General features: G+C 33.2%; 14 protein-coding genes. 11 read left to right on the top strand and 3 right to left on the bottom strand.

All coding sequences use genetic code 11. The annotated features are described in order from the left end of the window. Window positions 1-297: 297 nt before the first annotated feature. The 3 genes from ytaF to AC1VAQ_RS09440 all read right to left on the bottom strand — a co-directional run bounded on the left by ytaF (window position 298) and on the right by AC1VAQ_RS09440 (window position 3679). Window positions 298-921, bottom strand: a complete 624-nt coding sequence (gene ytaF, locus AC1VAQ_RS09450; protein ID WP_302598586.1) for a sporulation membrane protein YtaF — start codon at window positions 919-921, stop codon at window positions 298-300. A gap of 141 nt (window positions 922-1062) precedes the next feature. Beyond that, window positions 1063-2166: an alpha/beta hydrolase gene (locus AC1VAQ_RS09445; protein WP_302598587.1), complete on the bottom strand. Its 1104-nt coding sequence runs from the start codon at window positions 2164-2166 to the stop codon at window positions 1063-1065. Then, window positions 2159-3679 (bottom strand): methyl-accepting chemotaxis protein, encoded by a 1521-nt coding sequence (locus AC1VAQ_RS09440; RefSeq protein ID WP_479903840.1) that lies wholly within the window; start codon window positions 3677-3679, stop codon window positions 2159-2161. The genes AC1VAQ_RS09445 and AC1VAQ_RS09440 overlap by 8 nt, the downstream gene beginning before the upstream one ends. A 249-nt stretch (window positions 3680-3928) precedes the next feature. Here AC1VAQ_RS09440 and dnaX point away from each other — a divergent pair, with 249 nt between their 5' ends. From dnaX to AC1VAQ_RS09385, 11 genes are all read left to right on the top strand, one after another. Further along, entirely contained in the window at window positions 3929-5545 is a 1617-nt protein-coding gene (gene dnaX / locus AC1VAQ_RS09435) for a DNA polymerase III subunit gamma/tau (protein ID WP_302598591.1), read from the top strand. A gap of 94 nt (window positions 5546-5639) precedes the next feature. Next, window positions 5640-5969, top strand: a complete 330-nt coding sequence (locus AC1VAQ_RS09430; RefSeq protein ID WP_302598593.1) for a YbaB/EbfC family nucleoid-associated protein — start codon at window positions 5640-5642, stop codon at window positions 5967-5969. 23 nt (window positions 5970-5992) lie between these two features. Then, window positions 5993-6571 (top strand): recombination mediator RecR, encoded by a 579-nt coding sequence (gene recR, locus AC1VAQ_RS09425; protein ID WP_302598623.1) that lies wholly within the window; start codon window positions 5993-5995, stop codon window positions 6569-6571. 131 nt (window positions 6572-6702) lie between these two features. Next, the gene (locus tag AC1VAQ_RS09420; protein WP_302598595.1) at window positions 6703-7149 is read left to right on the top strand and encodes a hypothetical protein; all 447 of its coding nucleotides are present in this window, start codon (window positions 6703-6705) and stop codon (window positions 7147-7149) included. Window positions 7150-7335: 186 nt separating this feature from the next. Next, a complete protein-coding gene (locus tag AC1VAQ_RS09415; RefSeq protein ID WP_302598596.1) occupies window positions 7336-10128 on the top strand; it encodes a DUF6240 domain-containing protein in 2793 nt (930 codons plus the stop codon). A gap of 11 nt (window positions 10129-10139) precedes the next feature. Then, the gene (locus AC1VAQ_RS09410; protein ID WP_302598598.1) at window positions 10140-10301 is read left to right on the top strand and encodes a hypothetical protein; all 162 of its coding nucleotides are present in this window, start codon (window positions 10140-10142) and stop codon (window positions 10299-10301) included. Next, a complete protein-coding gene (locus AC1VAQ_RS09405; RefSeq protein ID WP_302598599.1) occupies window positions 10285-10737 on the top strand; it encodes a flagellar export chaperone FliS in 453 nt (150 codons plus the stop codon). Before AC1VAQ_RS09410 ends, AC1VAQ_RS09405 begins: the two co-directional genes overlap by 17 nt. A 29-nt stretch (window positions 10738-10766) precedes the next feature. Next, window positions 10767-11573 carry a flagellin N-terminal helical domain-containing protein gene (locus AC1VAQ_RS09400; RefSeq protein WP_479903839.1) on the top strand — a complete coding sequence of 269 codons (807 nt, stop codon included), beginning with the start codon at window positions 10767-10769 and terminating at the stop codon, window positions 11571-11573. Window positions 11574-11752: 179 nt separating this feature from the next. Then, window positions 11753-11971 (top strand): DUF2508 family protein, encoded by a 219-nt coding sequence (locus AC1VAQ_RS09395; RefSeq protein ID WP_302598601.1) that lies wholly within the window; start codon window positions 11753-11755, stop codon window positions 11969-11971. Window positions 11972-12037: 66 nt separating this feature from the next. After that, window positions 12038-12283 (top strand): pro-sigmaK processing inhibitor BofA family protein, encoded by a 246-nt coding sequence (locus AC1VAQ_RS09390; protein WP_302598602.1) that lies wholly within the window; start codon window positions 12038-12040, stop codon window positions 12281-12283. Between the two features lie 371 nt (window positions 12284-12654). After that, entirely contained in the window at window positions 12655-13425 is a 771-nt protein-coding gene (locus AC1VAQ_RS09385; protein WP_302598603.1) for a hypothetical protein, read from the top strand. The last annotated feature ends 84 nt before the right edge of the window (window positions 13426-13509 follow it).

The raw sequence follows: 13509 nt of genomic DNA, 5'->3' as shown, positions 1-13509 counted from the left end.
TATAAAAAATTGGAAATACAGATATTTACTAATCATTATAAAAAATATAGCATATTTTACAGTAAATCGCAACTTAGTTTATGAATATTATAGTATAAAAAAATAAGATGAAATATTGATGAATATGATAAAAGAGAGAATTTATCCTCTCTCTTTTATGAATTATGCCGTATATATATTTCATATGTGTAAATTTTAACTATTCTTTATATTTTTACCATGTGAAATCATTAAGAGAAACCTATTTACCTACATGTATATTTCAAGGTTTTAGTTGGTTTCTCTGTAGCGTGTGTTTTAAAGAAGATTAATAATTGCAAGTACAATGAGTATGAAACCACTAAGCCAGGAGATATCTATATCTAATGCTTCAGCACACTTTTTGCCTAGCAAAGCCCCGGAGAATATGGCAAGACCATTTAAAATGAGAGAAAGAGGGATGATTTGTAATAGGTTAACGGTAGTTAAACCGAATCCTAAACCGACTACAAGACTGTCTAATGAGAGGGCAATGCCTAGATAAAGGGCTTCTCTGATACTTAAGCTTTTAGAATGGTCTAGGTCAGCTTTAGTGGCATCAGCATATACATTAAGGATAAGTTTGAAATCAAAGATTTTGAATTCAATATGGCTAGGATCTTCCGCTTTTTTATTTAAAAAGTTTTTAAGTAACCCTTCAAAAAGTCTACTTATACCTAAAATAAGCAAAATACTAAATGAAATAAAGGTCGTTAAACCAATGGGTAAAAATGTTTTAATCCAGGAACCAAGTCCTATAGAGATAACTAGGAATACAGTAGAAATAATGGACATAATTGCTCCGGATATAAAGGGAATTTTGATTTTATTGGTACCATAAGCAAAGCTGGCGGCAATAGCATCAATACATAAAGAAAGAACTAGTAAAATGGACTCTAACATGATATAAACCTCAGCGTAGTATTCTAGTATATATATTATGGAAATTATGTTGAAATGTAGCTTGCCCCCTTATTTTTTGTATTAAAAAGGTTTAAATTAAAAAAAGCCGTAGCATTTAATCAGCTAACGGCTTTTTTATATTTAGTTTAAGTAATCTTCATAAAAAGCAAATATTGTATTTAAGTAAGGAATGAGAACATCATTACCTGTGCTAAATAGTTCATGTTTAGCTTCTGGTACGAAAATCATTTGTGTGTTAGGTGCATTGTTTACAAATTGATGTTGAGGTTGTGGAAGCACTAGACTATCGTTTTCAGATTGGAAAAGTAAGATAGGTGTTGTAGCGCGTGCTGCATTTTCTGGTTTAACCATTTCTTTAGTAGCAGCGAGTGCTTCTTTAATCCACGAGTAAGATGCACCATTTGTTTGTAAGTATTCATTTGCTAATTTTTTATTGAAGTAATAGTTAAAACGAGCAAGTGAACTTGATGAGCTTTCTTCAAGATTTGCAATGCCATCAAATGGTCCATGTGAAATAACATATTTTGCACCTTGTCCAATAAGTGTTGCAGAGTTAGCAAGCAAGTTAGCTGCGAATCTTGGAATAGAACCAAGGTTAACGCCCATCATTGGAGAAGAAAGAACAGCTGCATCAAATAAGTCTGGATATTGTTCTAGAAGTAAGGCGCTAATACCACCGCCCATAGAGTGCGCGTAGAGGAAGAGTGGTAAATCACCTGTTTGAGGTAATACGATTTCTGTAGTAAAAGTATATAAATCATTAACATAGCTATTGAAATCTTTTACATCTACTAAAGAGAAATCTGATGTAGTGCGTTCTGATAAACCATGACCACGATGATCGATAGTAAATACGTTATATCCTTCTTGAAGGAAGTAATAAGCCATCTCAGTATACTTCTCTAATGATTCAGTAAAACCATGAGAAATAACTATGTTACCCTTTGGTGAAGGTGCACTATAGTATTCATAATAAATATCTGTATCATCAGAAGATGTGAAGTAACCAGAGGTAGAAACAGAGGCTACAAAAGGCTCTACAACTTGAAGCATTTGTTCTTCAAAATTATCTTCTGATAAAACATAGTTGTTTTCGGTTAAAGATAAATCTAAAGTTGTCATTTCTGCCGTTGTGGCATTTGTGTTAAAAGCAAATAAACTAATTATTGCAAGAAGTGCAATAATGGCAACCCCACTTAAGGGTTTTAAGTATTTTTTATTCATTTGTATTCCTTTCTGTAAATGAATCTTGAGAATGAATAAGTTCATTCGAATTTTCTTTTACAAATTGAGCATAGGATGAAATCTCTTGGAATGAAACATTAAGTTGTTCAATGACAGAAGTAATGTTTACAATACTATCAGCTGTTTCAGTACTTTCAGAAAGTGTTTGTGCAATAGCTGTTTGTACTGTTTGCATTTCTTTTGCTAAATTTGCAATAAGTGTTTGTGATTCAAAAATTTTATCAACTACTAAATTTTGGATAGAAACCATTTTGTCAAAGTCATCTTTAGTCGCCCCCAACATGCTAAGATTTTGAGAAACAATATTTTCAATATCAGTAATCGAAGCTAATGAATCATTTGTATTAAGATTTACCTTGTTAACAATGTTATTGATGTAGTCGGCAGACTTATTAGACTGCTCTGCTAATTTTTTAATCTCAGAAGCAACAACAACGAATCCTTTACCAGCTTCTCCAGCTTTGGCAGCTTCGATAGAAGCATTAAGAGAAAGAAGATTTGTTTGTTCTGAAACATCATTAATAATCTTTAATGCATTTGAGATTTCAGTAGTACTTGCAGATAAAGAACTAAAGTGTGCTTTAGAATTTTTACTTGCTTCATTAATCTCATTAATATTATGTACTAAGCTAACAATATTATCTTTATTAACTGAAGTGATTGTACTTAACTGCTTTGTAAGATTACCTATTTCCGAAGATTTTTTAGATGTTTCTTCAATGTTTTTAAGAATTGAAGAAGCCGCAGTAGAACTGTTTAAGGCTGTTTGAGTCATACGTTCAGCTCGGAGTGCAATATCAGAACTTGACTGGCTGATTTCTTCAACAGCACAAGTGCTTTGTGTAATATTTTCGTATAGTTGTTCAACAGTCTCATTAGTTTTTGAGGCATTTTCTAAAGTATGCTCGAATATGTTTTGTATTTGTTCTGTTTGAGCTACAGAACTCGTAAAAATCTTATTAGCTTTAGATGAAAATGCTACGAATAAAGCGCCCATTGATAAGATTTCAAGAGAGTAAAATATAATAGTAGAAATCATTGTTTGCGTATTATAAATAATAACAAACTCGGTGTTAAAAAATACTGGCAGAATAGTTGTAGCTATAAGTACTGGTATTTTAATAAACATGACGCGTTTTACTAATGCAGTATCTAAATACAAAGAAGCAATCCCTAAAGATAATACCCATAAAATAGAAGCATACACCCATGAACTCATGTAAATACAAGCTGTAAGAAGTTCTACACATGTAATGGCTACTATAGGAAAATGGGCAGTGTTTTTAGTTCTTGAATAGTAGATTTTAGGGATAAAACAAAAGATTAGCGATGCAAAAATAAGATAATCTTTTGGTTTAAAGTGAAATCCACCACGATGAATAAATAGATAAATAATGTTGACCAGAAGTAAAATAGTACCTAACTTAAATGCATTAAGGACTAAATTATCTGATTCTTTTGTACTACGAGTAATAATTGAATTTACTGACATAATTCCCCCTATATAGATGATAATATCTCCTTTTACATTATCGGCAAATTATTACAAAACAAGTAGGGATTTTACAAAAAAATATTAATGGATTTTATATTAAAGTGTGACACGTGATATATAGTACATAGAAGTTATGAATTGGAAATACAGAAATGCAAAGTGTTAGAAATAATAAAAATGTGGTATAATAAAAGATAGTGATTATTTATTAAAGAAGGCAAGAATGCTTTCTAGAAAGGGGAAAACATGAGTTACTTAGCATTATATAGAAAGTATAGACCACAGACTTTTGATGATGTTGTGGGACAAGAACATATTGTAAGAACGTTAAAAAATCAAATAAATTCGCATCGTGTGGCTCATGCCTACTTATTTACAGGAAGCAGAGGAACAGGTAAAACTTCTATTGCAAAAATATTTGCAAGAGCTGTTAACTGTGAGTCGCCTGTTAATGGTTCAGCTTGTGGCCAGTGTGAGACCTGCAAAAGGGTACAAGATGGTACAGGGATTAATATTATAGAAATGGATGCTGCATCACATAACGGTGTAGATAATATTCGTGAAATAAATGAAGAGGTGAAGTATACACCAGCAGTAGGAAAGTATAAGGTGTATATCATTGATGAGGTGCATATGCTTTCTATTGGTGCTTTTAATGCACTTTTAAAAACATTAGAAGAACCACCAGCTCATGTTATTTTTATATTAGCAACGACAGATCCGCAAAAGATACCCGTAACTATTCTCTCACGTTGTCAGCGTTTTGACTTTAAACGTATTTCTGCTAAAGAGATAGAAACTTGTTTAAGAAGTTACATGGAAAAAGAGAATATTGATATTGAAGAAAAGGCACTTGCTTATATTGCTAGAATTGCAGATGGCGGGATGCGTGATGCGCTGAGTATACTCGAACAAAGTATTTCGTTTTATTTTGGTGAAACGATTACTATGGAGAAGGTGTTATATCTTGTAGGTGCAGTAGATAGTAGCATACTATTTAATATGATTAATGCCATTGGTGAGCAAGATGCAGCCAAGGTATTGGCGCTTTGTGGTGAGGTAAATAGGCAAGGGCGTAGCATTAGGCAGTTTGCAAGTGATTTACTAGAACATAGTCGAAACCTTTTAGTTGCAAAGACAACTAATAATTCTGAAGAGGTACTGGATTATAGTAATGAATATATAACAGCTTTAAAGCAACAAGCAGAGAAAATTAATACAAATGAGATTATGCGATATATCAAGCAGTTTGGTACATTGGAGTATGAACTTAGAACGGCTATTTCACCTAGAGTTTTACTAGAAGTAGCAGTGCTCAAGCTATGTGAAGTGCAAATGGATGATTCTCCAGAGAGCATGATGACAAAAATGCAGATGCTAGAGCAGAAACTTGAAAAACTTATGTCACAAGGTATTCCAGCTGCGGCGCCACAACAGGTGATTCAACAAGTACCACAAAAAGAAGTTGTACCTACGAGACTTCCTAAGGCAGTTCCGGAGGATATCAAGGAGCTTGTGGCAAGATGGCCAGAGGTACTTAATTCATTAGATAATCAAACTACGCTTAAGACGGTTTATGCTACGACAGAAGCGGGCTATATTGAAGATGATATTTTGTATATTGTCTATAAACATAGTATGGAGTTTGGTGTTAAGAAAAGCTTTGAAAAAATGGAAAAGGCAATTTGTGATTTTGCAGGAAAAGAAGTTAAAGTACGTCTTATGCCAGCAGAGGAATATGCCAATAAATGTATAGAAACGTATGGTTCAAGCCCAAGTCCAACGACAGAAGTTAAGAGTATTTCGCAAGTTTTAAAAAATATTGAGTCAAAAATTAATTTTAATATCGAAGTTCAAGGGTAAAATGTTGTATTATTAATAAGAATAAGTATAATAAATAGTACTGATAAGCATTAAGCATAAGTTAATCTATGCTTAAAAACTAGGAGGATGAATTATGAAAAATTTCGGTGGCATGCCTAATATGCAACAACTTATGAAACAAGCACAAAAAATGCAAAAACAAATGGAAGAAGCACAAGCTGCTTTAGAAACAAAAGAACTTACAGCTACAGCTGGTGGCGGTATGGTAGAAGTTGTGATTACAGGTAAAAAAGAAATTAAATCTATCAAAATCAAACCAGAAGTAGTAGATCCAGATGATGTTGAAACATTAGAAGATTTAGTTCTAGTTGCTGTAAATGAAGCAGTTCGTCAAGCAGATGAACTTACTCAAAAGGAAATGGGTAGACTTACAGGAGGTCTTCCAACAGGAGGATTATTCTAGTGGCTGGATACTATGGAGATAAGATGATAGCTCTTATTGATGAGCTTTCAAGATTACCAGGGATAGGTGCTAAATCGGCACAGAGACTTGCTTTCCATATTATTAGTTTACCTCAAGAAAAGGTCGAAAGATTGGCGAATACACTTGTAGAAGCTAAGAAAAATATTAGCTACTGTGAGAGATGTTGTACAATTACAGACGATAAACTATGTCCTATATGTAAAGATCCTCAAAGAGCAAATCATCAAATTATGGTTGTTGAAGATTCAAGGGATATGGCGGCCTATGAAAAAACTAAAGAGTATAAAGGACTTTATCACATTTTACATGGTGCAATTTCACCTATGATGGGTGTAGGTCCTAGTGATATTAAAATTAAAGAGCTTTTAGAACGTATTGGCAAAGAAGAAGTTGAAGAAGTTATTATTGCTACAAACCCTAACATAGAAGGGGAAGCAACAGCAATGTATATTAGTAAGCTTCTTAAACCGCTAGGTGTTAAAACAACACGTATTGCACATGGCGTACCAGTAGGTGGCGACTTAGAATATGTAGATGAAATCACACTTTCTAGAGCGCTTGAAGGCAGAAGAGAAATGTAAAGAAGATTGCTGTTAGCATATGGCTAATGGCAATTTTTTTGCATTTTATATTTAGGGCGAGCTAGACAAGAGGAAAAGTAGCGTGTAGACTAAAGAAGAATTAAAGGCAGTAAGATATGGAGGATTAATCGATGAAAATTGAATGCACAAAAGAAGAGTTTAAAACACTTATGGATTTGGTCTATGCAGGTAATTTATTAATTAATGGGCCAAAAAGTAAAGAAGAACGCGTTCAGAGATATTCAGATATGGAACAACAAATATTTGCTATGGCTAAAGAATATGGTTTAGATGATTTAATAGAGTATGATGGAGAATTTGAAGAATATATGCCGACTCATGAATATGAAGAAGATGAGTTTAATGAATATATTGATGAATATGATACATCTGTATTTTGGGATGAGTTAGTAATGCGTTTAGCACGACGTGATGCGCTTAACTATGCGGGCGATGTAGATCAAAATGTTTCACCAGGTGCGCTTAGAGAAATGCAGCTTAAATGGGAAGAACAATATGAAGAAGAAATTGCTGAAAATGGCATTATGAATTTAAAAATTGTGAAGATAGAAGAATAAAAGAGAGTATCAAAAGGAAGCTGTTATGAAACTATTTGAGTAGTTTCATAACAGCTTCTTTTTATTTTATATTCTTTTTATTTTATATAAGGAAATGATTGTATATCAAGGGGAGTATAAAGAAAATGAGGGAGGCGGTCGACATAGTATATAGAAAAAACGTTAGAAGAAGCAAGAGGTGATGAAATGATTGATGCGGTGAAACAAGGTGTGTATGGTGCCTATGGGAGTTTTATGGCGAGTAGTGCAGGGGAAAATAAAGAAATTAATAGTACTAAAAATGTTCAGGCGAGTAAGTTTGATATAAAGGAATTACTAGTAGCAATTGAAGGATGTACATATTCTGAAGAAGATGTAGAAGGTGTAGATGAAAAACTTTTAAAGGGCCTTCAAGAGAAATTTGATTTAGAAAAAGAAGAGGTGTACAAGCTTAAAAACAAGGGATTTGATTTAGAACAGCTTTATATGGAAGATTATAGCGGTTATATGATGGAGTGTAGAGCAAAAGGGACTAGTAGGGCGCTAAGTGAGGATGAAGAAGAAGCACTAAATGAAAAGGTTGAGACCATTAAGAATGGAACAGATAATATGTATTTATCTGCCTTGACAAGTCAAAAGGACATTACAATCAATAGTTTGTATGAAAGTAATTTTAAAGGAAATTACAAGAAAAACAACCTTGTATTTAAAGATTCTGATGTAGCTAATGTTTTAAAAATGAATGGGCTTGAAAATAATGAACAAAATAGCTGGGCGGCAAAGATGCTGTTAAGTCATGGGATGGATGTGAATGTAGAGAGTGTAAAACGACTAGATAATATTCAGACTGCAGTAGATTCTTTAGATGCCTTTGTAGAAAACGAGAAAAGAATCGAAGAACTTCAGGGTGGAAAGCCTATAGGTGACCGCTTGTTGTTAAAAGATGGTAAGATTGTCTATGACTATGACGGTATTAAAAGTTTAAAAGATGACCTAGCCAAAGTAACAGAAGAAGATATTAAAGAAGTTTTAGAAGAAGGAAAAACAGTTAATATCAAAAATCTTAAAGAGGTAATGTATAAAAATACGAAGGCGGCTTTAGAAGGCAGTAATGAAAATATGGCTAAAGCTGTAGGGGAAGAAGTAAGTATTCAAGAAGTAGAAGAAATTAAAGGGCAAATTGATCAGATTCGCGCAAAACTTACTGTGGAAGCAGCGCAGAAGATTAGTGATAAGATGCCTCTTGAAAGTTCCAAGTTAAATGATGTTGTTCAGGAGATGCTTGCAGTACAAGATGAAAAGATTGAAGACACTTTAAAAACATATGAGGTAGAAGTTACAAACGAGAATAAAAGTATTATTAGAAATGTAATGGATACTAAGGCGCTTATGATGGATCACTTTAATGAAGTTATTAATTTAGAAGTTCAAAGTGATGAGAATATTACACTTGAACAGATAAATAATGCACTTGCTACATATGGTGAAAATGAAAGTGTGGCAGAAAAACGTTTTGGTGAAACAATTAAAACGGTAGAGAATCAAATTGAAAAGGTACTTCAAGGACAAGGTATAGAAGTGAGTGAAGAAACAGTGGCAGCAGCTAAGGCGCTTATTACAAATGGATTAGAAGTTACACCGCAGCAGATTGAAAGTGTATTACAGATTACGACGAAAATGAATACCTTTTTAGAAGATCTTACACCTGCAGTTGCAGCTAAATTTATTAAGGAAGGATTAAATCCTTACAAAGCAACAGTAGATAATATTTTAGAGTGGATGAGTGCACAGAAAATCGCAGAGCTTAAAGGAAGTGTAGCGGAGTCTATTGTGGCATTAGAAGAACAAGGTATGTTAAATGAAGCGCAAAAAGAAACGATGCTTGGTTTATATCGTATTATGCAGGCAGTGGATGTAAATCGTGAAGAAGTTATTGGTTATCTATATAAAAATAACTTATCGCTTACAGTTGAACATTTACAAGAAGCAACGAAATATATTTCTAGTAAAGGCAAAACAAATCACGTCGCTGTTACAGTGGATGATAGTTTTGGAGAAGTGAGCAGTCGTAGTGAAGCTAAAACGGCTAAAAGTATGATTGAAGCAGGCCACCTTGAAAATGCTAAGGCAGTAGAAATTACACAGTCTTTAGAACAAATAGAACTTGAACTAGGTGATGATTATGAAAATAAGATGCAAAAAATAAATGCTGTCTTATATCCATTTATAAAGGAGCAGTTTAAATCACAAATGGGTCAGTTTGAAGGAATGTCTACACTGCCAGAGAGCTTTTTAGAAAAGCTTGAGTATATTAAGGGTGTAAAACCAGAAGTGATAGAAAATATGATGAAAAATAATGTGCCACTTACAGTGTCCAATATTTATTGGATGGATAAAATTAATGAGAATCCTAATTTATATGCACAGGTTTTAGAGGAACATCAGTTACTAAAAGAGGAATTACCAGAGCATCTAGAGGAGTTAGAGGCACAACTTGAAGCTTTAGAAGCAAAGGCGAAGGCTGAGAAGGAATTAGCTGTAACAACAGGAGATTTTGTGGGATATAGAAGTTACAAGCAAATGGAAGAAGTTGCACATACGCAAAAGCAATTAATTCAGCAAGAGGGGTTATATCAAATACCTTTTGTTGTAAATGGTGAGCAAAAATTAATCAATCTCTATATTCAGAAGGATGGTAAGTCAGCTTCAGAGAAGGAAAATAGCCTTAAGGCTATTATAAGCTATGAAACGAAAAATTTAGGGACAGTAACAGCCTATGTGGAGATGAAAGATAGTGGTATAAGTTACAAGGTGCAAGGTGAAGATGAAGTGGCTACTGATAAGCTTAAGCAAAGTGGAGAATATCTTAAAAATTTAATAGAACAGCTTGGATACAGTATTTATAAAAGTGAATATGATGTAGCTAAAGAGGCAAATATAAGTAGTGCCCCAGTACAGGTTATGAAAAAAGGTGATAGTTTATTTGAAGAAGTGGTTTAAAAGTTTGGGGGATGGAAGTAAGTATGATGAAAGAAAATGAGAAAAAGCAAGAGTTTGAAGAAACAAAGGCTAATAAAAAAAGACCTAAAGACGATATATTAAATATAGTAAAGCAATTTGTAGGGTACTTCGAAGAAGTGGATAGGAGCGAAAATGATGATTACAGTATCTAATGTGGTAAATGCCACAAGAGGACAATTACTTTGTATTACATATGAGCTGCTTCTGGAGAAGATAGAGCTAGCAAGACAAAAAGAAGGACAAGAGCGAAAAATTGAGGCTAAAAAAGCTATTGATATCGTACAGATGCTAGCAGGAGATTTAGATTTTAATGTGGCTATTTCTAGGGACTTGTTTAGAATTTATGTATATGTACAAGGTTTGCTTATTCAAAGTAAGGATTTACATAAGTTAGAGGAAGCTTATAGGCTTATAGAAAAAATATATGTAGGTTTTAAGGAAGCAGTTAAACAAGAAGAAATGCAACAAGGAAAAGCAGGAACACCAAGTATTCAAAATGCAGAAGTTATTTATGCAGGAATGACTTATGGTAAAGGAAATTTAAATGAAATAAGCTTAGGAAGTAATAATAGAGGCTTTGAAGCTTAATAAAATTATATATAAAGGGAAGTGTTAAAATGAAAATTCGTCAAAATATGCCAGCGCTTGTTACAATTAATGCATTAAACAAGGCAGAAAATGCAGCATCAAAATCTATGGAGCGCTTATCATCAGGCCTTAAAATTAATTCAGCTAAAGACAATGCAGCGGGGCTTGCTATTGCTAACAAGTTAGATACACAAAGTAAAGGGTTAAATCAAGCTAATAGAAATGTTATGGACGGCATTTCTATGATTCAGACGGCAGAAGGTGCATTAAATGAAGTAAGTGATATGCTTGTTCGTATGAAAGAACTTGTAACACAAGGGGGAAGCGGTACATACGATGATGTAGATAAGGCTAATATTCAAATGGAGATAGATACTTTAGTTGAAGAAATTAATTCAATTAAAAATAAGACAAACTTTAACGGCCAAAAGATTTTAAATAGCAATGGAAATATTATGTTGCATATAGGTGCTGATCAAGATGAGAACTTAGTGGTAGATGGGGCAGCTATTAATTTATATCAAACAACAGATCAGATTAATGGATTAAAAATAGAAGATGGCGATGCGCAAAGCAGAGTAGAAGAAGCAATCAAGCAAACAGCCACTATTAGAGGTCATTTAGGGGCTTATCAAAATCGTCTGGAGCATACAGCTACAAATCTAGGTGTAAGTGAAGAAAACATGGTTGCAGCTTTATCACGTATTCAAGATGCAGATATGGCAGAAGAAATGACAGCGTATACACAATATAATGTTATTACACAAGCAGCAAATGCCATGCTTGCTCAAGCTAATCAACGTCCACAACAAGTATTACAACTTTTAAATGCCTAATGAAAAGTTAATAAGTAGTCAGTGAAATAGGATATTGCACTAAAAATGGTGCAGTATCCTATTTTTTTGGACATCGGTTGTTATTTTTCTAAATGTTCATGAATATACTATGTATTAATAGAAAAAATGTATAGAGGGTTAGGGCTTTAGGGTATACTTCTAAAAAAGGAGGGAATTTTATGCAAGAAGAACAAAGGCTGATTGAAAAAGAGAAAGAATTATTACAAGAAGAACTAAATAGAGCGCAAGAAGAAATGGCAGCAGCATTTAATCAATTCCAAGTAGTGGTAGAACCAGATCTTATCGATTATTATACCTATGCATATAAAGCGAGTATGGTGAAGCATAATTATCTCATAAAGAAATTAAAGAAATTATATTATCAAAATGAAGAATAAGGCATGAATTATAAAAGAAGGACATATTGATGTAAGGTACCAGTTATGAAGAAAGAGGGGGAGTAAATGGATATACAAGTGATAATGATTGCAGGAGTTAGTATTGGTATAGTATTACTGGTGTGGTTTTTATGTCGTGATTTTATATGTAAGCTTATTGAGAGGATATTGTTAGGCGTTATATTAATGTTTATGATAAATTGGCTTATACCGCAATATGCTATAGGTTTTAATTGGCTTACTATGGGGTGTGCAGGCGTATTAGGCGTTCCTGGCGTGATGACACTTTATGTAGTGAATGCGGTTATATAAATAAGTTATCCTTGGCATGTTGATAAAGTGGTGTAAAAGTGTGGATAAGCTAAGGATAACTTGAAAAACGGTGGATAAAAAGATATAAACAAATTGTGGATAAAGGAGAATAAAAATGATAAAAAGCTTGTTGTAACAAAGGAAAAACTATTGACATGGATATGTGTATATGTTAATATAAATGTGGATATAGGTGTGGATAACAATTTATATCCAACAATGACGTAAGTATAACATATCAATCCCTTTTGCTCTATATATATTAATATATAGAGTATTTTTTTGTGATTTACCAAATAAAGGTATAAAACATGACTAATATGTATAAACTATAACTACCAATGATAAATATCATATAGATGGAGGAGTATATGCACATATTAGATCGTGTTAATTTATATACACAAGAGATAAAAAAGAACCCATATATTTACTCACTACAAAAGCTTGGCATTGAACTATTTAAAGAATATATTACAAGTAGCGGACTAGATGTAGAAGAGAAATATCTGGGGCGTGAGACATTGAGCAAGCTAGTATTATATTGGATTCCTAGAAATAAGAGATACTTAAGTGAGGTTCAAGCATACCAAGTCATTTATACAATACATGATATTTATAATTATATTGCGGCAAATAGGTCCGAATTAATGAATGATAAGGCCAATGCACCACTAGATAAGGCGCTACCAGATACTAATAATACTGAAGAAGTAAATAAAGACAAGCAACAAGAGACGCCTACAATTCTAGAATTATATGGCGAGGAATACATGCGGTTATATAAGGTAAGAAACAAGTTATCAAGTTTAACGAAGGACCCTGTTATAGCAGTAGACCCCATAGTAATAGATTTGAGTAGATACCGTCAGAGAAAAAACAAAGGTGGTTATCAAGAACTTGCCACAACTTATGAACAAGCCATTTTTAAGGTGGTGGAATGCAAAGAAGGCGGGCAAGTTACACTTACCAAATCAAGACAAAATAAAGAGTATAAACTTCTACTGGAGTATCCTATATATAAAGATTTAAAGCCAGGAGACTTAATACATGCGACGATTAAGAGAAAGTTATTTTATGTTTATTGGGAATTAGAAGAAATTAAATCTTATTATTTGCCAGAGGCTATTGTATTTTTATAAAGTAGGAATTATATTACTTATAATTCCTGCTTTTTTTATTATCTAGGAAAGTTCTACTTTCCTAGATAATAAGTAGAATTGACT

This window comes from Cellulosilyticum sp. (genome assembly GCF_982396655.1).
Note: the sequence above shows the minus strand (reverse complement) of the source record. Positions and strands in the feature narration are given on the sequence as shown.

Coding starts and splice junctions, on each gene's coding strand:
- ytaF (WP_302598586.1), bottom strand. CDS start 921: ATGTTAGAGTCCATTTTACTAGTTCTTTCTTTATGTATTGATGCTATT.
- AC1VAQ_RS09445 (WP_302598587.1), bottom strand. CDS start 2,166: ATGAATAAAAAATACTTAAAACCCTTAAGTGGGGTTGCCATTATTGCA.
- AC1VAQ_RS09440 (WP_479903840.1), bottom strand. CDS start 3,679: ATGTCAGTAAATTCAATTATTACTCGTAGTACAAAAGAATCAGATAAT.
- dnaX (WP_302598591.1), top strand. CDS start 3,929: ATGAGTTACTTAGCATTATATAGAAAGTATAGACCACAGACTTTTGAT.
- AC1VAQ_RS09430 (WP_302598593.1), top strand. CDS start 5,640: ATGAAAAATTTCGGTGGCATGCCTAATATGCAACAACTTATGAAACAA.
- recR (WP_302598623.1), top strand. CDS start 5,993: ATGATAGCTCTTATTGATGAGCTTTCAAGATTACCAGGGATAGGTGCT.
- AC1VAQ_RS09420 (WP_302598595.1), top strand. CDS start 6,703: ATGAAAATTGAATGCACAAAAGAAGAGTTTAAAACACTTATGGATTTG.
- AC1VAQ_RS09415 (WP_302598596.1), top strand. CDS start 7,336: ATGATTGATGCGGTGAAACAAGGTGTGTATGGTGCCTATGGGAGTTTT.
- AC1VAQ_RS09410 (WP_302598598.1), top strand. CDS start 10,140: ATGGAAGTAAGTATGATGAAAGAAAATGAGAAAAAGCAAGAGTTTGAA.
- AC1VAQ_RS09405 (WP_302598599.1), top strand. CDS start 10,285: ATGATTACAGTATCTAATGTGGTAAATGCCACAAGAGGACAATTACTT.
- AC1VAQ_RS09400 (WP_479903839.1), top strand. CDS start 10,767: ATGAAAATTCGTCAAAATATGCCAGCGCTTGTTACAATTAATGCATTA.
- AC1VAQ_RS09395 (WP_302598601.1), top strand. CDS start 11,753: ATGCAAGAAGAACAAAGGCTGATTGAAAAAGAGAAAGAATTATTACAA.
- AC1VAQ_RS09390 (WP_302598602.1), top strand. CDS start 12,038: ATGGATATACAAGTGATAATGATTGCAGGAGTTAGTATTGGTATAGTA.
- AC1VAQ_RS09385 (WP_302598603.1), top strand. CDS start 12,655: ATGCACATATTAGATCGTGTTAATTTATATACACAAGAGATAAAAAAG.